This is a genomic window from Streptomyces sp. MUM 2J (assembly GCF_022414535.1).
Taxonomy (GTDB): Bacteria; Actinomycetota; Actinomycetes; order Streptomycetales; family Streptomycetaceae; genus Streptomyces.
The window spans coordinates 32,666-53,511 of the sequence record NZ_JADWYM010000037.1; the positions used below are offsets into that span (position 1 = coordinate 32,666).

Consider the following 20,846-nt stretch of genomic DNA (forward strand, 5'->3'; position numbering starts at 1 on the left):
CGCCCGAGGCGGTGGCGGGCGGCGAGCGGGAGAAATCGCGTGACGGCGGGCCCTTCGAGTAGCGTTGCCGACCATGCGTCTCGTCATCGCCCGGTGCTCCGTCGACTACGCGGGCCGGCTCACCGCCCACCTCCCCTCCGCCCCCCGTCTGATCCTGGTGAAGGCGGACGGCAGCGTCTCCGTCCACGCGGACGACCGGGCCTACAAGCCCCTGAACTGGATGTCGCCGCCGTGCACGCTCAAGGAGGGCTCCGGCGAGGAGGCGGACGTCTGGACCGTCGTCAACAAGGCGGGCGAGAAGCTCATCATCACGATGGAGGAGATCCTCCACGACTCCAGCCACGAACTCGGCGTCGACCCCGGCCTGATCAAGGACGGCGTGGAGGCGCACCTCCAGGAACTGCTCGCCGACCGCATCGAGACGCTCGGCGAGGGCTACACCCTGATCCGCCGCGAATACATGACCGCGATCGGCCCGGTCGACATCCTGTGCCGGGACGCCGAGGGGCGGACCGTCGCCGTGGAGATCAAGCGGCGCGGTGAGATCGACGGCGTGGAGCAGCTCACCCGCTACCTGGAGCTGCTCAACCGCGACCCTCATCTGGCACCGGTGCGGGGCGTCTTCGCCGCGCAGGAGATCAAGCCGCAGGCCCGCGTCCTGGCCACCGACCGCGGCATCGGCTGCCAGGTCCTGGACTACGACGCGCTGCGGGGCATCGAGGACGACAAACTGCGCCTGTTCTGAGCCGGCGGTTCGTCCCGCCCTCCCGCGGTGCGGTACGGAGTCCCCCGGAGCACAGGGCCGGGTCCGCGGAGGCGGACCCGGCCTTCTCGTGCTCCGCGGGGGTGTCAGATCACCGGCTCGGAGTTGCTCGGGCTCCCCGCCTCACCGGTCTGCGGGGCGCTCGCCGAGTCGGCCGGCTGTGCCGGGGAGGAGGAGGCGGGCAGGCCGCTCGCGGTGTCCGTGGTGTCCGGGGCGCTGCTCGGGGAGGCGGTCGGGCTCGCCCCGCTCGCCGTCGGCGAGGGCGACGCGCTCGTCCCGGTCGAGGCCGTCGGCGACGTCGACGCCCCCGTCGGGGACGGCGTGGTGGACGGGCTGTTCGTCGCCGACCCCGACGTCGACGGGGACGGCGACGGCGACGGCGAGGCGGAGGAGCCGCCGCCGGCTCCCGGCGTCCCGCTGGGCCGGGCCGCCGGCTTGCCGGTGCTGCTGGGCGTCGGGTCGTCGGACGTGCCCGGCGTGCCGTCGGGGCCCGGGTCGGCGGAGCGGGCGGTGGCGGAGCCGGTGTCACCGTCCTCGCCGTCGTCCTGCGGGATGTCGGCGCCGAGGCTGCCGCCGTCCAGGCCCTGGCTGGCCGACGGGTTGACGCCGACCTGCTCGGAGGGGGTGGTCGCGTCGTTGCTGGAGGTCGCGCCGAGCGTCACCACCGTGCCGAGTACGGCGACGAGCAGGGCGCCCGCACCGGCGGCCACGAGGTTGCGCCGGGCCAGCCCACGGATGCCGCCCCCGTCCCTGGGCCTCGGGAAGGAGCCGGGGACCTGGTGCGTGACCAGGGTGGGGGCGTCGGTCCTCGGACGCGGCAGGGCCACGGGAACGCCGCCGGGCGGTGAGGCCGACTCGTCGCGCCGGGCGTCGGGCACCTCCTCGCCGGCCGTCGGGCCGGCCGTGCCCCCGGCCGGCAGGCCGGGCAGGTCGCCCGCCCGATCGGCGACCAGGGCGAGGGCGCGGCGGCCGGAGACGGTGCCGCGCTTGTCGGAGAGGGCGCGGCGCAGGCCGATGGAGGCCTCCAGTTCGGCGCGGGCCCGGTCGAGCTGTCCACCGCAGAGCGCGAGGATGCCCAGCTCGTGGTGGAAGTAGGCCTGTTCGGCGACCTCGCCGGCGAGCCGGGAGGCCTCGGCGCCGGAGCGCAACGCGCGCTCCCAGGCACCCCAGTGCAGTCCGGCGGCGAAGGCGGGCGCGGCGGTGCGGGCCAGCCGTACGGCGAGGCTCTGCCGCTCCCCGTCCTCCCCGGTGTCCTCGCTCGACGGGGTGGTGAGCGGCACCAGGACACTCAGCGCGGCGAGTACGGCGTCGGCCTCGGCGCACACCCGCTCGGGGGTGACCGAGGGGTGCCCGGTCCACCAGGCGTAGTGCCGGGCCGCGTTGCCGGCGCGTACCTCGACGTCGTCGGCGTAGTCGGCGGCCTCCAGCTGGGTCAGCACACCGGCGGCGAGCCGGTAGCGGGGCCCGACGGGTGAGACCAGTCCGCAGTCGGCGAGTTCGCCGAGGGCGGCGTCGGCGTGGGTGTCGCCGATCAGCGCGGGCAGGTGCGCCTGGTGGGGCAGCTCGCCGCCGAGGGCGACGGCGATCCGCAGGGTGGCGCGGGCGGAGGAGCTCAGCCGGGAGGCGAGCAGCGGCGCGGGGGCGGCGGCCTCCCCGAGGGAGGGCAGGGGTATGTCCTCGTCGCCGGCGGCCAGGACGGGCTCGTCGGTGGGCGGGTCGTCCTCGAAGACGCCGAACTCGTCGACGGCGGCGGCTCCCGCGCGCAGCCGGTCGCGCTGCCGCAGCAGGGCTCCGGCCTGGACGAAGCGCAGCGGCAGTCCCTCGGACTCGAACCACAGGTCGCCCGCCCAGTTGGACTCGTCCTCGGTGAGGACGCGGTCGAGGGAGCGCTCGATGAGTTCGATGCCGCCGGCGCGGTCGAGGCCGCCGAGGGTGACCTCCTCCACGTCGCAGTCGGCCGACGGGGCGGGGACGTCGGGGGTCGCGGAGATCAGGAAGGCGCACTCGGGGGTGGCGTCCAGCAACTCCTCCAGCGCGCTGCCGCCCAGCTCGATGTCGTCGACGACGACGACCGCCCCGATCTCGCTCACACAGGCGAGCAGTTCGTCCCGGTCCGGACGGTACCGGGGCGCGCGGTGCACGGCGTGGAAGAGGTCGTGCAGCAGCTCGCTCGCGGTGCGGTGGAAGCCGCTGAGGCGGACGACGCCGTCGGGGGCGAGGTCGGCGCAGTCCTCGGCGACGAGTTCGAGGAGGCTGGTGCGGCCGGAGCCGCCCGGGCCGGTGAGGCGGACCGAACGTCCCCGCGCGAGCAGCCGCACCAGCTGCTCCCGCTCGTCCTGGCGGCCGATCAGCCCGAGCACGGGCCGGGTGGGACCGGCCGGCGCCGGCGGCCTGGCGGCCCGGGCGGACTCGGTTCGCTGCGCCGGTGTGAGCTTCTCGGGGCGGCCGGACCGCTCGCTCCCGTACTCCCGGCCGGGACCGGCCGGCACGGCGCTCCGCTGCGGGGACTGCTCTATCTCGCTGCCGTCGACGGGGTTGACGGTGAGCTGGAAGTCGCCGGAGACGAGCTGCACCGTGCGGGCCGGTACGGGTGTCGTGTGGGGAGCGAAGTCGGGTGCGAGGGGGTCCCTGGCCGGGCGCGGGCGCGACGAGTGGCCTGCCCCGGTCTCGAGGTCGCCGGACCGGGAGGCGTCCCGGGCGTCATGGCCGTGCTCCTCGGGTCCCCGGTTGTTCGGGTCCATAGGTCTCAAGCCCCCAAAAGCGTCGTGTGGCGGTAGCCCCTCCCGGCCTTGCTGCACACTGCGCTGTCGCTTCTGGTCCGGTGCCCGTTCGAGGGTTACGGGCGGCGGGCAGTCGAACCGTAAACCTTCGCTCAGTATCCACGACAGCCCGGGGTACCGCGCCGTCCGGGACATCACGGTCTCGTGAGGATTGGGCGCGTGGCACGTTTCGCCGGAAGCCGGCCGGAGTGCGCCGTCACACGCGGGGGAGGGACTCCACGGCGAGGCCGCCTTCGATCGCCAGGATGCGGTGCAGCCGGGTCGCCACCAGCAGCCGCTGCATCTGCGGGGGCACGCCGCGCAGCACGAGGCGCCGTCCGCAGCGGCCGGCCCGCCGGTGGACGCCCATGATCACCCCGAGTCCGGTGGCGTCCCAGGAGTCCAGTTCGGACAGGTCCAGCACCAGGTCGCCGACTCCGTCGTCGACGGCCGAGTGCAGGACCGTACGGGCGTCCGCCGCGCTGCGGACGTCGAGGCGGCCCCCGACGACCAGCTCGGCGTGGTCGCCCCTGATGTGCATATGCGCTCCCCGAGAGTGCGTGGCGTACTCCATGACGGTGGCTGTGCAACGTCTGACTGCATCGACGGCAGTCGGGTTGCTGCCTGTGAGCGAACCGATACCGAATTCACCCCGAAGGGTGATCTGCGGTGGCGGGTGCCCGTTCGGTCCCCGGTCAGGACCCGGTGCCGCGGCGGATCAGTACGTGTAGAAGCCCTGCCCGCTCTTGCGTCCGATGTCACCGGCGTCAACCATCCGGCGCATCAGCTCGGGCGGGGCGAACTTCTCGTCCTGGGTCTCGGTGTAGATGTTGCCGGTGGCGTGCAGCAGGATGTCGACGCCCGTGAGGTCGGCGGTGGACAGCGGCCCCATGGCGTGGCCGAAGCCCAGCTTGCAGGCGAGGTCGATGTCCTCGGCGGTCGCGACGCCCGACTCGTACAGCTTGGTGGCCTCGACGACGAGGGCGGAGATGAGACGGGTCGTCACGAAGCCCGCGACGTCTCGGTTGACGACGATGCAGGTCTTGCCGACGGACTCGGCGAACTCGCGGGCGGCGGCGAGGGTTTCGTCACTGGTCTTGTGGCCGCGGACGAGCTCGACGAGCTGCATCATCGGCACCGGCGAGAAGAAGTGCACGCCGACGACCCGCTCGGGACGCCCGGTGACCGCCGCGATCTTGGTGATGGGGATGGCGGAGGTGTTGGAGGCGAGGACGGCGTCGTCCTTCACGAGCTTGTCGAGCGCGCGGAAGATCTCGTGCTTGACGTCGAGCCTCTCGAAGACGGCCTCGACGACGACGTCCGCGTCGGCCGCGGCCTCCAGATCCGTGGTGGCGGTGATGCGGCCGAGGGCCGCCTCGGCGTCCTCCGCCGCCAGCCTGCCCTTGTTCACGAACTTGTCGTACGACGCCTTGATGCCGTCGGTGCCGCGCCGCAGCGCCTCGTCGGTGACATCGCGCAGGACGACGTCCCAGCCCGCCTGCGCGGACACCTGGGCGATGCCGGAACCCATGAGACCGGCGCCGATGACGGCGAGCTTCCGTGCCACTTCCACTCCCCTGCTGGACGACTGCTGAACGAAGGAGGGAGCGCGCCGACCCGCGGTCGCTCTGCGCTCTCGGGCGGACCCTAGCGGCCGTGAGGGGCCCTGCGGCGACGTTAGTAACGCGTTTCACGTCTCAGCGGGTGAGATGCCGGTCACGTCAACTCCCGCCGTACGGACTCACGGAGCGGCGGGGCCTTCCGGACGGCCGCGTCCACGCTGCGGGCGGGCGCCCGTGCCGGCCGTGGCGGACTCGGGGCGCCGCACGGGGCCGTGCCCGGCCCGCAGGGGGCCCCTTGAGGGTCGGTCAGGTCCGCCGGAGTGCGTGACGCGACGACAGTCCGGGCGAACCGGGTCGAACGGGGCGGTGGTCGAGCAGGGTTGGCGGGTGCCGCGCGGAGCCCCCTGAGCCGGAGCGCCCTTGAGCCGGAGCACCCCTGGGCCAGTGCCTGCCCCTTCCGGGCCGTGCGCCTCCCACCGGGGGCAGGCGCGGCCGACGGCCCGCCCGGGCGGGGACGCCTCGGGGAGCAGGGGCGTCCGGCGGCGGACTCCGATGACGCCGGCCGGCCGGGCGGGGCCGGTCCGTCCGGCCGAAGGCGGACGAGTCCGGCAGGCACCCGCATCCTTCGATCGTCGCCCTTCCGGCGGACGCGAACCGATCATCATCTTTGAGACCTTAGTCCCTGAACATCCCCACATGTCCACAACCTGGGCAGACCTGAGGGCAGGTCGGTGCTTGCCGCGGCGCGTTCCCGGACCCCGGGACCCCGCCCCCTCGCAGCGGCCCCCTTCCCCGATCGACAAGGAACGTGCATGAGCCCGAGCAGATGTCGCGCCCGCCGCACCCACGCCGGCGGACGCAGGGCCCGGCCGGCCGTCGGCACCGCCGTCGCCGCCGCGGTCGGACTGGCCGCCACGGCCCTCGCAGCCTCCCCCGCCCACCCCCAGGGCACCGGGGAGCCGCGGCCCCCGGCCGCTCACACGATCGAACTCCCCGGCCCCGGAGACTCCCGGCGCACGCTGCCGCGCACCGGCACCGACGCCTTCTCCCTGATCGGCGTCACCTGGAAGGACCACACCCAGCCCTTCGACGGCACCGCGCAGATCCGCACGCGCAGCACCGCGACGGGCGAGTGGAGCGGCTGGCGCGATCTCGATTTCGACACCGCGGCACCGGAGGGCCCCGAGGGCCTCGCCCCCGACGTCCGCGGCGCCTCGGATCCGCGGTGGGTGGGCCCCTCCGACGCCGTCGAGGCCCGCGTCACGGCCGCCGGCGGGGAGGCGACCCTGCCCGACGGACTGCGCCTGGACCTGGTGGACCCCGGCACCATGCCCGCCGCACCCACCGCACCCACCGCACCCGGTGTGCCGACGGGGTCCGCCGACGGCACCGACCCCGCGCCGAAGGCCCCGGCCGTCGTCGCACGGTCCGGCTGGGGCGCGGACGAGTCCCTGGTGAAGCACGCGCCCCAGTACATCGACAAGGTGCGGGCCGTCTTCGTCCACCACACCGCCGGCAGCAACGACTACACCTGCGCAGGGTCCGCGGCCGTCATCCGCGCGATCTTCGTGTACCACGTCCAGCAACTGGGCTGGAACGACATCGGCTACAACTTCGTGGTCGACAAGTGCGGCACCGTCTTCGAGGGCCGGGCGGGCGGTACGGGCAAGCGGGTGCGCGGGGCCCACACCTACGGCTTCAACGGGGTCTCTTCCGGTGTCTCCCTGCTCGGCGACTACGAGAACGGCGGCATCCCGACGGCCGCCGCCCAGGAGGCCATCGCCGGCCTCGCCGCCTGGAAACTGGGCCTGGACGGCGTCGACCCGCAGGCACAGGTGACGCTCACCGCAGGAGGCGACACCGGCGTCTACGACACCGGGGAGCGCGGCACGTTCCACACCGTCTCCGGCCACCGCGACGGCTACGCGACGCTCTGTCCCGGCCAGGCCCTCTACGACGCACTGCCGGGTATCCGCGCGGCGGCGGGCGCGTCGCCGTACGCCGCCAAGAGCGCGCTCGGCACGACCGAGGCTCAGGCCACCGCCCTGCGCGCCCGTCCGGGCATGGTCAGGTAGAACCGGTGCAGGGACTCCTCGGCCCCGCCCGTCGTGAAGAGGTTGAGCACCTTGCCGAGGGGGTTCCACACCCGCCCGTCGGGCATCCGCACCCCGACCGCCTGCCCGAAGTGGGCGCGCTGGTCGGGGTCCAGGTCCACCCAGACCGCTCCCGCCCGCCGCACGAGGACCTCGCCCAGGTACGCGCCGAGCCCGAGCAGGGTTCCGGCGACCCGCTCGCGATCGGCGCCGCCCTTGCGCAGACCGTCGACGAGGAAGTCGGCGACGCGCAGGCTGTGCACGGAGTAGTCCAGCGGCAGCCGGTTCCGGGCCGTGACGTGGGCGACGAAACCGGCTGCACGGGCCCGCATCTCCCCGGCGCGCGGCAGGCGCCCGTCCGCTGCACCCATGGGTCCCCCTTCGGTCGGCTGCGGGAGAACTGGGGACGCTCCCCCTTGACCAAGCGGACCGGGCCTCCGCAACGTCACGCACCCCGGAAGCGCCGTTCGCCACAGGGGTGCTCGGTGGCGGTCGCGCACCCTTCGGGGGTGTCCGTTCGTCCGCCCGTGCGCCGGCACCGGGTCGACGGGGCGCCCGCCGTGACGCACCCGGTGTCCGGGACACAGCGCCCCAGCGCACCTTCGCCTCGGGCGATTTCGGCCGCCGGTCCGGTCCCGGTGCACGCCCCGCGGGGAACCGGTCGCCTCGGGACGCCGCCCCTCACGCAGACGGTTCGCCCGGAACGCCCTCCCGGTCGCAGCGCGGGGGTTCGCTGTCGTATGACGACGCCGGCCTCCCGGGGCCGTGCCGCCTCCCCGGCGACGCGTGCCTGTCGCGCCCCGTCCCCGGTCCTGACTCCCGCACCCCGACGAAGGGTTCCCTGGTGCTGCCCCACACCTCCGTCCTGTCCGTTCGCACCCGCAGGACGCTCGTCGCGGCGGCGGCCGGCGGCGTGCTCCTCCTGACCTCCGGCTGCGGGCCGTACGGGGGCGACGGGGAGGCCGACCCGGTGGCGGCCGGGTCCGGCGGCGCCACGGCCGCGTCGAGCGCGCCGGCGAGTGCCACGGCGAGCGCGTCCGGCTCCGCTTCGGCGTCCGTCTCCACCTCCGCGAACGCCTCCGCCTCGGCATCCGCCGGGCCGCGTGGCAGCGCCGCACCGAGCGCGAGCGCCCCGGGCTCCACGGGCAACGGGGGGACGGGCGGCGGCGCGTCCGGGAGCACGGCGACGTCGTCCGGCTCCGGCTCCGGCTCCGGCTCCGGCTCCGGCTCCGGCTCCGGCTCCGGCTCCGGCTCCGGCTCCGGCTCCGGCTCCGGCTCCGGCTCCGGGAGCGTGACATCGCCGGCATCGGGCGGCACCGCCGTCGCCCCCGGATTCCCCGTCCCGGTCCAGGTCGGTGACGCCACGCAGCTCATCACCGTCAGGGCCGCCGGTTCCCGTGCCACCGTCACGGCCTGGGCCAAGGGCCCCTCCGGCTGGAAGGCACAGTTCGGCACGGGTGCCGGGCGCGTCGGCTCCCGCGGCGTCACCGACGGTGCGACCCGGCAGCAGGGGACGTACACCACGCCGTCCGGAACGTACACCCTCACCGAGGGATTCGGTGTCGAGGCGGGCGGTACGCGGATGCCGTACCACGTGGTCACCTCGGACGACTGGTGGGTGCAGGACCCGGAGTCGAGGTTCTACAACTCCATGCACGGTGAGGCGGGCGCCGACTTCCCGCTCACCGAGGCCGGCGACCGCGGCAGCGAGCACCTGATCAACTACACCACGCAGTACGCCAGGGCCCTGGTCATCGACTTCAACCGGTGGCCCGCCGTCCCAGGCCGCGGTGCCGGGATCTTCCTGCACGTCAACGGCAGCGGTGCGACGGCCGGTTGTGTGTCGGTGCCGCGCGTGACGATGGACCGGATCATGTCCTGGATCAGGCCCGGCGCGCATCCGCGCATCGCCATCGGCTGACGCGGGCGCCCCTCCGGCGGCCGGCCGGGTCCCGTGTGCCCGCCGTGACGGTGGGCACACGGACGCGCCGGACCGCCCTCGGCCTCACTACGCTGAACCCATGGTCAATCTGACGCGCATCTACACCCGGACCGGCGACAAGGGCACCACCGCCCTCGGCGACATGAGCCGCGTGCCCAAGACCGACCTGCGGATCGCCGCGTACGCCGACGCGAACGAGGCGAACGCGGTGATCGGAACCGCGCTGGCCCTCGGCGGGCTCGGCGAGGAGGTCTCCGCCGTCCTCACCCGGGTCCAGAACGACCTGTTCGACGTGGGCGCCGACCTGTCCACCCCGGTGGTGGAGAACCCGGAGTTCCCGCCGCTGCGGGTGGAGCAGTTCTACGTCGACCGGCTGGAGGCGGACTGCGACCGCTTCAACGAGCAGTTGGAGAAGCTGCGCTCCTTCATCCTGCCCGGCGGCACCCCCGGCGCGGCCCTGCTGCACCAGGCCTGCACGGTCGTGCGCCGGGCCGAGCGGTCCACCTGGGCCGCGCTGGAGGTCCACGGCGAGACCATGAACCCGCTGACGGCGACGTACCTCAACCGCCTGTCGGACCTGCTGTTCATCCTGGCCCGGATCGCCAACAAGGCCGCCGGGGACGTGCTGTGGGTGCCGGGCGGGGAGCGCTGAGCCGTTCCGCCGCCCTGACGAGGGCCTGCTTCGGCCGGGTGACGCGGGTCGGCGCGATCAGCCCGTGGACCACCACGCTCCGCTCCGCCACGGCCTGGACGGAGCGCAGGGGCGAGACGCCCCCGTCGCGGACGTGCCCCGTCTCGCCGTGGAACAGCGCGCCCGAGACCGCCGCCGGCACCGTGCGCAGCCACGGCGGCCCTCGTGCCGGGCACGGGGCACACCCCGGTACGGCGGACCGGGCGCGCGGCGGGAGCGGCGGTGCCGGCTGCCTCGGGGAGGGGCTGTCGAGTGCGGGAGGGGGAGCCGGGCGTCCGGACACGGCCGTGGCGACCGTGAAGGCGCACGTCAGCCGGTCACCGGGGAGGCCGGGGCTGCGCAGCGGGCGCAAGCTGCCGTATTCGCACTGGAGTTGGGGATCCGGAACCATCACAGGAGCAGTGGTCCAGACCTATTGACCTATGGTCCAGACCTTTCTATTCTCGCGGCACCGTGGGCGTGAAGGCTCAGTCATGCCCCTGACACCCCCGAGGAGGCGCACATGCGCTTCAGACACCGGGCCGCGGCCGGATTCGCGACCCTGTTGCTGCCCCTGGCCGGCCTCGTCGGCCTCGCGAGCAACGCCGAGGCCGCCACGAACGCCACCGCCACCTACACCAAGACCCAGGACTGGGGCACCGGTTTCGGCGCGCAGTGGACGGTCAAGAACACCGGCACCTCCACCATCAGCTCGTGGACGGTCGAGTGGGACTTCCCCTCCGGCACCTCCGTGACCTCCGCCTGGGACGCCGACGTCACCTCCTCCGGCACCCACTGGACCGCCAGGAACAAGTCCTACAACGGCTCCATCGCCCCCGGCGCCTCCGTCAGCTTCGGCTTCAACGGCGCCGGCAGCGGCTCCCCGTCCCACTGCACGCTCAACGGCGGAAGCTGTGACGGCACCACCCTCCCCGGCGACACCGCGCCCTCCGCCCCCGGCACGCCGACCGCCTCCGACATCACCGACACCTCGGTGAAGCTCGGCTGGAGTGCCGCCACCGACGACCACGGCATCAAGGACTACGACGTCCTGCGCGACGGCACCAAGGTCGCCACGGTGACGACGACCTCGTACACCGACTCCGGCCTCACCGCCGGCACGGACTACTCCTACACCGTCCAGGCCCGTGACACCGCCGACCAGACCGGCCCGGTCAGCGGCTCGGTCGCCGTCCACACCACCGGCGGCGGCACCACTCCCCCGCCCAGCGGCGACACCGTCAAGCTCGGCTACTTCACCGAGTGGGGCATCTACGGCCGCAACTACAACGTCAAGAACCTCGTGACGTCCGGCTCGGCCGCGAAGATCACGCACATCAACTACGCCTTCGGCAACGTCACCAACGGCAAGTGCGCCATCGGCGACTCCTACGCCGACTACGACAAGGCCTTCACCGCCGACCAGTCCGTCAGCGGCGTCGCCGACACCTGGGACCAGCCGCTGCGCGGCAACTTCAACCAGCTGCGCGAACTGAAGGCCGAGTACCCCCACCTCAAGGTGCTGTGGTCGTTCGGCGGCTGGACCTGGTCCGGCGGCTTCGGCGCCGCCGCCCAGAACCCGGCGGCCTTCGCCCAGTCCTGCTACGACCTGGTCGAGGACCCGCGCTGGGCCGACGTCTTCGACGGCATCGACATCGACTGGGAGTACCCCAACGCCTGCGGGCTGAGCTGTGACACCAGCGGGAACGCCGCATTCAGGAACCTGATGGCCGCCCTGCGGGCCAAGTTCGGCTCGAACAACCTGGTCACCGCCGCGGTCACCGCCGACGGCTCGGCCGGCGGCAAGATCGAGGCCGCGGACTACGCGGGTGCCGCCCAGTACGTCGACTGGTACAACGTGATGACGTACGACTTCTTCGGCGCCTGGGACGCCAAGGGCCCGACCGCCCCGCACTCCCCGCTCACCGCGTACTCCGGCATCCCGAAGGCGGGCTTCACCACCGCCGACGCGATGGCCAAGTACAAGGCGATCGGCGTGCCCGCGAAGAAGCTCCTCATCGGCATCGGCTTCTACGGGCGCGGCTGGACCGGCGTCACCCAGGACGCGCCGGGCGGCACCGCCACCGGCCCCGCTGCCGGCACGTACGAGCAGGGCATCGAGGACTACAAGGTCCTCAAGTCCTCCTGCCCGGTCACCGGCACCGTCGCCGGGACGGCGTACGCGCACTGCGGCGGCAACTGGTGGTCCTACGACACCCCCGCCACCATCGCCACGAAGATGACCTGGGCCAGGAACCAGGGCCTGGGCGGTGCGTTCTTCTGGGAGTTCAGCGGTGACACCGGCAACGGTGAGCTCGTGAACGCGATCAGCAACGGTCTGTCGTAGGACAGACGGCGCCAGAACACGCTCCCCCCGGGCGTCCACGTCCGGGGGGAGCCCTGCCGGACCGGCACACCGTGACGGCGAAGGGCCCGGTGCGGACATCCCCTCCTCCACCCCGCGGGGCGGCACGGACGGGACGCTCGCGCCGGGCCCGTCGCGGGTCCTACGCCACGTTCACCCGCTGACCGGGCGGGGCCGCCTCCAGCCACGCGAGGAAACCGGTCAGCGCGTCCTCGCTCATGGCCAGCTCCAGGCGGGTGCCCCGGTGCCGGCAGGCCAGGATCACCGCGTCCGAGAGCAGCGCGAGCTCCTCCTCGCCCTCGGGCAGGCGGCGTCCGGCCACCTCGATCGAGGAACGCTCCAGGATCCGCCGCGGCCGGGGCGCGTAGGAGAAGACCCGGAACCACGCCACACGGTCGCCGCTGTAGCGGGCCACGCCGTAGCTCCAGCCCTTGCCGCCGGCGTCGGGATGCTCGGGGACGTCCCAGCGCAGGGAACAGTCGAAGGTGCCGCCGGAACGCTGGATGAGTCTGCGGCGCAGGCCGAAGACGAACAGTCCCAGCACCACGAGGGCGACGACGATTCCGCACACGGTCAGAGCGAGGACCATCGACTACCGACCTCCTCGTCTCTCGGGTTCAGCCTGCGGAACAGGTAATGGAACGGAAAAAACATCCAGATCTGCCTCAGCCGCGGCCGGCTCCGGATCGCTCCGGTGCCGGCCGCGGCTGATGTGGGTCATCCTGCGCGCGCTCGGTTCAGCGCGCCGCCGCCGCACGCAGTCGTACGTCCGCGCGGCGCTCGGCGGCGGCATCGCCCTCCGCCTTCGCGCGCTCGAGCTCGCGCTCGACGCGCTGGACGTCGATCTCGTCCGACAGCTCGGCGATCTCGGCCAGCAGCGACAGCTTGTTGTCGGCGAACGACACGAAACCGCCGTGCACCGCGGCGACGACCGTTCCGCCGTCGCTCGTCCGGATGGTCACCGGGCCCGACTCCAGCACACCGAGCAGCGGCTGGTGACCGGGCATGACGCCGATGTCGCCGGACGTGGTGCGCGCGACGACCAGGGTGGCCTCGCCGGACCAGACCTCTCGGTCGGCCGCGACCAGCGCGACGTGCAGCTCAGCAGCCAAGGGTGGCTCCTCGGGTCACCACCCGGCGGGAGTGCCGGGTGTGGGTTACAAGTCTAGTAGGCGTGGGAGAGGGGGCGGGACGCGCCCGCCCCCTCACACCGGTCGCACGGGCACCCGGCGTCAGGAGACGCCGAGCTCCTTCGCGTTCTGCTTCAGGTCCTCAAGACCACCGCACATGAAGAACGCCTGCTCCGGGAAGTGGTCGAACTCGCCGTCGCAGATCGCGTTGAACGCGGCGATCGACTCGTCCAGCGGCACGTCCGAACCGTCCACGCCGGTGAACTGCTTGGCGACGTGGGTGTTCTGGGACAGGAAGCGCTCCACGCGACGGGCACGGTGGACGACGAGCTTGTCCTCCTCGCCGAGCTCGTCGATACCGAGGATCGCGATGATGTCCTGGAGGTCCTTGTACTTCTGCAGGATGTTCTTGACGCGCATGGCCGCGCCGTAGTGGTCCTGCGAGATGTAACGCGGGTCCAGGATCCGGGACGTGGAGTCCAGCGGGTCCACGGCCGGGTAGATGCCCTTCTCGGAGATCGGACGGGAGAGGACCGTCGTCGCGTCCAGGTGGGCGAAGGTGGTGGCCGGGGCCGGGTCGGTCAGGTCGTCCGCGGGGACGTAGATCGCCTGCATCGAGGTGATCGAGTGACCGCGGGTCGACGTGATGCGCTCCTGGAGGAGACCCATCTCGTCGGCCAGGTTCGGCTGGTAACCCACCGCGGACGGCATACGGCCGAGCAGCGTGGAGACCTCGGAACCGGCCTGCGTGAAGCGGAAGATGTTGTCGATGAAGAACAGCACGTCCTGCTTCTGGACGTCACGGAAGTACTCGGCCATGGTCAGGCCGGCCAGCGCGACGCGCAGACGGGTGCCCGGGGGCTCGTCCATCTGACCGAAGACCAGCGCGGTCTTGTCGATGACGCCCGAGTCCGACATCTCCTCGATGAGGTCGTTGCCCTCACGGGTGCGCTCACCGACACCGGCGAACACGGAGACACCGTCGTGGTTGTTGGCGACGCGGTAGATCATCTCCTGGATGAGCACCGTCTTGCCGACGCCGGCACCACCGAACAGACCGATCTTTCCACCCTTGACGTACGGGGTGAGAAGGTCGATGACCTTGACGCCGGTCTCGAACATCTCGGTCTTCGACTCGAGCTCGTCGAAGTTCGGGGCCTTGCGGTGGATGGACCAGCGCTCGCCCTCGTAGGACTCGTCGACGTTCAGCACCTCACCGAGGGTGTTGAACACCTTGCCCTTGGTGAAGTCGCCGACCGGGACGGTGATGCCCGTGCCCGTGTCGGTGACCGAGGCCTGGCGGACCAGGCCGTCGGTCGGCTGCATGGAGATCGTGCGGACCAGGCCGTCACCCAGGTGCTGGGCGACCTCCAGGGTCAGCGTCTTCTTCTCGCCCGCGTTGGCCGGGTCGGCCACGTCGACGTGAAGGGCGTTGTAGATGTCCGGCATCGCGTCGACGGGGAACTCCACGTCGACGACCGGGCCGATGACCCGCGCGACGCGGCCAGTGGCCACGCCAGCAGGAGCGGTCGGCTCAACAGTGGTGGTCATTAGTTGTCACTCCCCGCGGTCGCGTCGGCCAGGGCGCTCGCGCCACCGACGATCTCGCTGATTTCCTGGGTGATTTCGGCCTGGCGGGCCGCGTTGGCAAGCCGGGAGAGGGTCTCGATGAGCTCTCCGGCGTTGTCGGTGGCCGACTTCATCGCGCGCCGCGTGGCGGCGTGCTTGGAGGCGGCCGACTGGAGCAGCGCGTTGTAGATGCGGCTCTCCACGTAGCGCGGCAGCAGGGCGTCGAGGACGTCCTCCGCCGAGGGCTCGAAGTCGTACAGCGGAAGGATCTCGCCCCGGGGGGCTGCTTCCCTGGCGACCTCTTCGAGGCTGAGCGGCAGGAGGCGGTCGCCGAGCGCCGTCTGCGTCATCATCGAGACGAACTCGGTGAAGACGATGTGGAGCTCGTCCACGCCCCCGGCGGCCGTGTCCTTCTCGATGGCCTCGATGAGCGGTGCCGCGACCTTCTTGGCGTCCGCGTACGTCGGCTCGTCCGTGAAGCCCGTCCACGACTCCGCGACCTTGCGCTCACGGAAGTGGTAGTGGGCCAGACCGCGCCGGCCGACGATGTACGTGTCGACCTGCTTGCCCTCGCGCTCCAGGCGCTGGGTCAGCTGCTCCGCCGCCTTGATGGCGTTGGAGTTGAAGGCACCGGCGAGACCACGGTCGCTCGTCAGCAGCAGCACCGCGGACCGGGTGACCTTGTCGGCCTGCGTGGTCAGCGGGTGCTGGGTGTTCGAGCCGGTACCCACCGCCGTGACCGCGCGGGTGAGCTCGGTCGCGTACGGCGTGGAGGCCGCCACCTTGCGCTGCGCCTTGACGACGCGCGAGGCGGCGATCATCTCCATCGCCTTGGTGATCTTCTTGGTCGCGGTGACGGATCGGATGCGACGCTTGTAGACCCGGAGCTGAGCTCCCATGAGTCAGGTCCCTTCCTTACGTCACTTGGCGGCGGCCGGGGCGTCCTCGCCGAGAAGCCTGCCGTCCGAGGTCTCGAACTGCTTCTTGAAGTCGGCGATCGCGTCGGCGACGGCGGTGAGGGTGTCGTCCGACATCTTGCCGCCCTCCTTGATGGAGGTCATGAGGCCCTGCTCCTTGCGGTGCAGGTACTCCAGGAGCTCCTTCTCGAAGCGGCGGATGTCGGCGACGGGGACATCGTCCATCTTGCCGGTGGTGCCGGCCCACACGGAGACGACCTGGTCCTCGGTGGACATCGGCTGGTACTGGTCCTGCTTCAGCAGCTCGACCATGCGCTGACCGCGCTCCAGCTGCGACTTCGAAGCGGCGTCCAGGTCGGAACCGAAGGCGGCGAACGCCTCCAGCTCACGGAACTGGGCCAGGTCCACGCGGAGACGGCCCGAGACCTGCTTCATCGCCTTGTGCTGGGCGGAACCACCGACGCGGGAGACGGAGATACCGACGTTCAGCGCGGGGCGCTGACCGGCGTTGAACAGGTCCGACTCCAGGAAGCACTGGCCGTCGGTGATGGAGATGACGTTGGTCGGGATGAACGCCGAGACGTCGTTGGCCTTGGTCTCGACGATCGGCAGACCGGTCATCGAACCGGCACCCATCTCGTCGGAGAGCTTGGCGCAGCGCTCCAGCAGACGGGAGTGCAGGTAGAAGACGTCACCCGGGTAGGCCTCACGGCCCGGCGGGCGGCGCAGCAGCAGCGACACGGCGCGGTAGGCGTCGGCCTGCTTCGACAGGTCGTCGAAGATGATCAGGACGTGCTTGCCCTCGTACATCCACTGCTGACCGATGGCCGAGCCGGTGTACGGGGCGAGGTACTTGAAGCCGGCCGGGTCGGACGCCGGGGCGGCGACGATGGTCGTGTACTCCAGCGCGCCGTTCTCCTCCAGAGCGCGGCGGACCGACGCGATGGTGGAGCCCTTCTGGCCGACGGCGACGTAGATGCAGCGGACCTGCTTGTTCGGGTCGCCGGTACGCCAGTTGTCACGCTGGTTGATGATCGTGTCGACGGCCAGGGCGGTCTTGCCGGTCTGGCGGTCACCGATGACCAGCTGACGCTGGCCACGGCCGATCGGGGTCATCGCGTCGACGGCCTTGTAGCCGGTCTCCATCGGCTCGTGCACCGACTTGCGCTGCATGACCGTGGGAGCCTGCAGTTCAAGGGCGCGACGGCCGCTGGTCTCGATCTCGCCGAGGCCGTCGATCGGGTTGCCGAGCGGGTCGACGACGCGGCCGAGGTAGCCCTCGCCGACGGCCACGGAGAGAACCTCGCCGGTGCGGGTGACCGGCTGCCCCTCCTCGATGCCGCTGAACTCACCGAGGACGATCGCACCGATCTCGCGCTCCTCGAGGTTGAGGGCGAGGCCGAGGGTGCCGTCCTCGAACTTCAGCAGTTCGTTGGCCATGGCCGAGGGGAGACCCTCGACCTTCGCGATGCCGTCGCCGGCAAGGGTGACCGTACCGACCTCCTCGCGCGAGGCCGCGTCCGGCTTGTACGACTGGACGAAGGTCTCCAGTGCGTCCCGGATCTCCTCCGGCCGGATCGTGAGCTCCGCCATCTGGGTTCCCTGCTCTCCTTGTTGGGCCCGAAGTTTCACTTGGGGGGTATGGGGGACACCCCCCATCAGGAGGTGAATCCTCTGCACGGCCCAACCAGGGCCGTAAGTACGTACTGCGTGTTCAGTTGCCGTGCCTCACGCGAAGCGGTCAGCTCGCCATCCGGCGCTCGGCGTCCGCGATGCGGTCCGCGAGGGAGCCGTTGATGACCTCGTCGCCGACCTGCACGCGGATCCCGCCGAGGACCTCCGGGTCCACGTCGAGGTTGAGGTGCATCCGGCGGCCGTAGAGCTTCGCCAGGGCCGCGCCCAGACGCTGCTTCTGCGTGTCGCTCAGCGGCACCGCCGAGGTGACGACGGCGACCATGCGGTCCCGGCGCTCGGCCGCCAGCTTCGACAGGGACTCGAGTCCTGCCTCCAGGCTACGTCCCCGCGGCGCGGTCACGAGGCGCGTGACCAGACGCTCGGTGGTCGGCTTGGCCTTGCCGCCGAGAAGGGTGCGCAGCAGCTCCTTCTTGGCCGCGGTGCCGGCCTTGCGGTCGGTGAGGGCGGCGCGCAGCTCGGTGGAGGAGGAGACGATCCGGCCGAACCGGAACAGCTCGTCCTCGACATCGTCGAGCGTGCCCCTCTTCTGCGCGGCGGTGAAGTCGGCGGTGCTCGCCAGCTCCTCCAGCGCGTCCACCAGGTCGCGGGACTGCGACCAGCGGGAGCGGACCATTCCGGCCACCAGATCGGCGGTCGGACCGCCGACCTGGGTGCCGAGCAGGCGCTGGACCAGCTCGGCCTTGGCCTCGCCGGCCTGCGCCGGGTCGGTCAGGACCCGGCGCAGCGACACCTCGCGGTCGAGCAGCGCGGTGACGGCCGCCAGCTCGTCGGCGAGCTGCGCCGCGTCGGCTGCCGTGTTGTCCGTGAGGGCGTCGAGACGCTCACGGGCGGCTGCCAGTGCCTCGCGGCTCGCTCCGTTCATCGCGCGGCCTCGGCCTTCGTCGCCTTGTCCTCGATCTCGTCGAGGAAGCGGTCGATGACGCGGCTCTGGCGGGCGTGGTCCTCAAGGGACTCACCGACGAGCTTGCCGGCCAGGTCGGTGGCGAGCTTGCCGACGTCCTGACGCAGCGAGGACGCCGCGGCCTTGCGGTCGGCCTCGATCTGGGCGTGACCGGCGGCGACGATCTCCTCGCGCTGCCGCTGGCCCTCGGCCCGCATCTCGGCGATGAGCGTGGCACCCTGCTCCTGCGCCTCCTGGCGCAGACGCGCGGCCTCGTGCCGGGCCTCGGCGAGCTGAGCCTTGTACTGCTCAAGCACGCTCTGGGCCTCGACCTTCATGGCCTCGGCCTCTTCGATACCGCCTTCGATCGCCGCTCGGCGCTCCTCCAGAACCTTGTTGATGTTCGGAAGCAGCTTCTTCCAGAAGAAGAAGAACACGATGGCGAAGGCGATGGTGCCGACGAGCAGCTCGGGGCCCGGAGGAATGAGCGGGTTCTGCTCTTCCTCGGCCGCCAGCTGTACCAGGTTGGCGATCACATCAGTGCCTTTCGTCGATGCGTGTCAGTAAGAAAGTGGACTACTTACCGAACACGAACGGCATGACGATGCCGATGAGGGCGAGCGCCTCGCAGAAGGCGAAGCCGAGGATCTGGTTGGCGCGGATCAGGCCGGCGGCCTCAGGCTGGCGGGCGAGGGCCTGGGTGCCGTTGCCGAAGATGATGCCGACGCCGATGCCGGGGCCGATGGCCGCGAGGCCGTAACCGACGGAGCCAATGGAACCGGAGACAGCGGCGAGGGTCTCAGTGGCAGCCATGCTGATTCTTCCTTTTCTTTACGGACCGGTGGGGGTTGGCCACCGGACGATTCGGGGGGTGAGGGCTCAGTGGTGCTCGGCGAGAGCGCCCTGAATGTAGGAGCAGGCCAGCAGGACGAAGACGTACGCCTGGACGGCCTGGACGAAGAGTTCGAAGACGATCATGGCGGTCGTCATCACGAAGGAGACACCGGCGGCCGGGATCATCCAGCTGTTCAGCAGGTACCAGGAGGCGACGGTGAACATCACCAGCATCAGGTGACCGGCGAACATGTTGGCGAACAGTCGCACCGCGTGCGTGAACGGGCGGACGATCAGGTTCGAGAAGAACTCGATGACCATCACCAGCGGCAGCACCGCGCCGAGCGACTTGTCGTAGCCCGTGACGTTCTTGAAGAAGCCGACGAAGCCGTGCCGCTTGAAGGTCAGGGAGACCCACGTGAGGTAGACGATCACCGCGAGGACCATCGGGTAGGCGATGATCGACGAGACCGGGAACTGGGCCAGCGGGATCACGGACCAGACGTTCATGATCCAGATGAAGAAGAACAGCGAGACCATGAACGGGACGTACTTCTCGCCCTCCCGCTTGCCGAGGGTCTCGTAGACGATGCCGCGGCGCACGAAGTCGTAACCGGCCTCGCCGACCATCTGCAGCTTGCCCGGCACGACCTTGGCCTTGCCGAACGCGGCCCAGAAGAAGGCGACGACGAGAGCGGTGGTGACGAGCGCGAGCAGCATCACCTTGTTGAATTCATACCCGCCGACCGTGAACAGCGGCTGGAACAGGAACGAGTGCAGGCCCGGAGCCGGGAAGCCACACCCGTTGTCGGACATGATCCGGCAACTCCAGTCGAAGGCGAGCTGGGTCTGGTCAGCACTCACCGCGGGCTCCTTCGGCGTGACGCATGGGTACGGCAACCTCGTTGTGTCGGCGCGGCACACGGCCGCGGATCGGCACCGGACTGGTGTAACGGATGTGGGGGCGGCTGGAGGGCATCGAGCCTCGCGTTCGAGCAGGCGTCAGTTCGGATGCCCGCGCCCGCGATGCCGCAGTTGGCACCGGACGATAGCAGGAGATCTCACAGGCACTTATCCCGCCCCTACCCCTCACGACGACGGCCCCGACTTCTCGGACTTGTCACTCTTGGCGGAGTCCGGGTCGACGTAGAAGAGCTTTGCCTTCATGTGCGCCCGGGCCTGCGCGGCCATCCACACCACGGTCGCGACGACCAGCGAGACCGCGAATGCCTTGGCGTTGAAGAGTGAGGTGTCCTTGAAGACGGCGACGAAGATCAGGAGCAGCAGGAGTTGGGCGACATAGAGCAACAGCCCCATGGCCTGGAACAGCTGCGGGAGCGTTTTTGCCGTCCACTGCAGAACGTAGAGGCCGATCCCCATGAAAAGGATCGCGAGCAGTGCGCCGACGGCGGCTCCCAACGCACCCTTGCCTCCGGCCACCGCACCGCTGACGGCGACGGCGACCACACCGGCAGCGGCCGTGGGTACGGCGCACTGCAGAAGGTTCCGGGCGTCATTGGACGGCATGGCGGCAACTCCGCTTTCACAGGGGGCAGGGTGTCGTCATGGACGAGCGTAGTCCCGGTCGGAGTGGTGGAGACCTCACGGCCCAGGGGCCGTCGCACCACGGTCCCTCGGCTCTGTCCGGGTTCTCGTGAACGGTATCA

General features: G+C 71.3%; 19 protein-coding genes. 5 read left to right on the plus strand and 14 right to left on the minus strand.

Annotated elements, in window-relative coordinates:
• Nucleotides 1-73: 73 nt before the first annotated feature.
• Nucleotides 74-745 carry an endonuclease NucS gene (gene nucS, locus I3F54_RS24810; RefSeq protein WP_240121128.1) on the plus strand — a complete coding sequence of 224 codons (672 nt, stop codon included), beginning with the start codon at nt 74-76 and terminating at the stop codon, nt 743-745.
• 104 nt (nt 746-849) lie between these two features.
• On the opposite strand, the gene I3F54_RS24815 is transcribed toward nucS, so the two are convergent.
• The 3 genes from I3F54_RS24815 to I3F54_RS24825 all read right to left on the minus strand — a co-directional run bounded on the left by I3F54_RS24815 (nt 850) and on the right by I3F54_RS24825 (nt 5,089).
• Nucleotides 850-3,504: an ATP-binding protein gene (locus tag I3F54_RS24815; protein WP_240121159.1), complete on the minus strand. Its 2,655-nt coding sequence runs from the start codon at nt 3,502-3,504 to the stop codon at nt 850-852.
• 235 nt (nt 3,505-3,739) lie between these two features.
• The gene (locus I3F54_RS24820) at nt 3,740-4,063 is read right to left on the minus strand and encodes an STAS domain-containing protein (RefSeq protein WP_205385895.1); all 324 of its coding nucleotides are present in this window, start codon (nt 4,061-4,063) and stop codon (nt 3,740-3,742) included.
• A 177-nt stretch (nt 4,064-4,240) separates the two neighbouring features.
• Nucleotides 4,241-5,089 carry a 3-hydroxyacyl-CoA dehydrogenase family protein gene (locus I3F54_RS24825; protein WP_240121129.1) on the minus strand — a complete coding sequence of 283 codons (849 nt, stop codon included), beginning with the start codon at nt 5,087-5,089 and terminating at the stop codon, nt 4,241-4,243.
• An 807-nt stretch (nt 5,090-5,896) separates the two neighbouring features.
• Between I3F54_RS24825 and I3F54_RS24830 the strand changes: the two genes are divergently transcribed.
• Nucleotides 5,897-7,159, plus strand: a complete 1,263-nt coding sequence (locus tag I3F54_RS24830) for a peptidoglycan recognition protein (RefSeq protein WP_240121130.1) — start codon at nt 5,897-5,899, stop codon at nt 7,157-7,159.
• Here I3F54_RS24830 and I3F54_RS24835 read toward each other — a convergent pair.
• A complete protein-coding gene (locus tag I3F54_RS24835; protein ID WP_240121131.1) occupies nt 7,117-7,548 on the minus strand; it encodes a hypothetical protein in 432 nt (143 codons plus the stop codon). The two genes, I3F54_RS24830 and I3F54_RS24835, sit on opposite strands and share 43 nt — an antisense overlap.
• Before the next feature lie 473 nt (nt 7,549-8,021).
• Between I3F54_RS24835 and I3F54_RS24840 the strand changes: the two genes are divergently transcribed.
• The 3 genes from I3F54_RS24840 to I3F54_RS24850 all read left to right on the plus strand — a co-directional run bounded on the left by I3F54_RS24840 (nt 8,022) and on the right by I3F54_RS24850 (nt 12,136).
• Nucleotides 8,022-9,098 (plus strand): L,D-transpeptidase family protein, encoded by a 1,077-nt coding sequence (locus tag I3F54_RS24840; RefSeq protein ID WP_240121132.1) that lies wholly within the window; start codon nt 8,022-8,024, stop codon nt 9,096-9,098.
• A 100-nt stretch (nt 9,099-9,198) separates the two neighbouring features.
• Complete coding sequence (locus I3F54_RS24845; protein WP_240121133.1) at nt 9,199-9,771, plus strand: cob(I)yrinic acid a,c-diamide adenosyltransferase; 573 nt, start codon at nt 9,199-9,201, stop codon at nt 9,769-9,771.
• A 541-nt stretch (nt 9,772-10,312) separates the two neighbouring features.
• Nucleotides 10,313-12,136, plus strand: a complete 1,824-nt coding sequence (locus I3F54_RS24850; protein ID WP_240121134.1) for a glycoside hydrolase family 18 chitinase — start codon at nt 10,313-10,315, stop codon at nt 12,134-12,136.
• A gap of 160 nt (nt 12,137-12,296) precedes the next feature.
• Here the strand turns inward: I3F54_RS24850 and I3F54_RS24855 are convergent, their stop codons facing one another.
• The 10 genes from I3F54_RS24855 to I3F54_RS24900 form a co-directional block, all read right to left on the minus strand.
• Entirely contained in the window at nt 12,297-12,743 is a 447-nt protein-coding gene (locus tag I3F54_RS24855) for a DUF2550 domain-containing protein (RefSeq protein ID WP_240121135.1), read from the minus strand.
• 148 nt (nt 12,744-12,891) lie between these two features.
• Nucleotides 12,892-13,266 carry a F0F1 ATP synthase subunit epsilon gene (locus tag I3F54_RS24860; protein WP_037680582.1) on the minus strand — a complete coding sequence of 125 codons (375 nt, stop codon included), beginning with the start codon at nt 13,264-13,266 and terminating at the stop codon, nt 12,892-12,894.
• Between the two features lie 120 nt (nt 13,267-13,386).
• The gene (atpD, locus tag I3F54_RS24865) at nt 13,387-14,835 is read right to left on the minus strand and encodes a F0F1 ATP synthase subunit beta (protein WP_240121136.1); all 1,449 of its coding nucleotides are present in this window, start codon (nt 14,833-14,835) and stop codon (nt 13,387-13,389) included.
• Entirely contained in the window at nt 14,835-15,752 is a 918-nt protein-coding gene (locus I3F54_RS24870; RefSeq protein WP_240121137.1) for a F0F1 ATP synthase subunit gamma, read from the minus strand. Before I3F54_RS24870 ends, atpD begins: the two co-directional genes overlap by 1 nt.
• Before the next feature lie 21 nt (nt 15,753-15,773).
• The gene (gene atpA / locus I3F54_RS24875; protein WP_240121138.1) at nt 15,774-17,363 is read right to left on the minus strand and encodes a F0F1 ATP synthase subunit alpha; all 1,590 of its coding nucleotides are present in this window, start codon (nt 17,361-17,363) and stop codon (nt 15,774-15,776) included.
• Between the two features lie 148 nt (nt 17,364-17,511).
• Entirely contained in the window at nt 17,512-18,327 is an 816-nt protein-coding gene (locus tag I3F54_RS24880) for a F0F1 ATP synthase subunit delta (protein WP_240121139.1), read from the minus strand.
• A complete protein-coding gene (locus I3F54_RS24885) occupies nt 18,324-18,881 on the minus strand; it encodes a F0F1 ATP synthase subunit B (protein WP_240121140.1) in 558 nt (185 codons plus the stop codon). The genes I3F54_RS24880 and I3F54_RS24885 overlap by 4 nt, the downstream gene beginning before the upstream one ends.
• 40 nt (nt 18,882-18,921) lie before the next feature.
• Nucleotides 18,922-19,158 (minus strand): ATP synthase F0 subunit C, encoded by a 237-nt coding sequence (atpE, locus tag I3F54_RS24890; RefSeq protein ID WP_240121141.1) that lies wholly within the window; start codon nt 19,156-19,158, stop codon nt 18,922-18,924.
• Between the two features lie 66 nt (nt 19,159-19,224).
• Nucleotides 19,225-19,995: a F0F1 ATP synthase subunit A gene (atpB, locus tag I3F54_RS24895; RefSeq protein ID WP_240121160.1), complete on the minus strand. Its 771-nt coding sequence runs from the start codon at nt 19,993-19,995 to the stop codon at nt 19,225-19,227.
• A gap of 273 nt (nt 19,996-20,268) precedes the next feature.
• A complete protein-coding gene (locus I3F54_RS24900; RefSeq protein WP_240121142.1) occupies nt 20,269-20,706 on the minus strand; it encodes a hypothetical protein in 438 nt (145 codons plus the stop codon).
• Nucleotides 20,707-20,846: the final 140 nt, after the last annotated feature.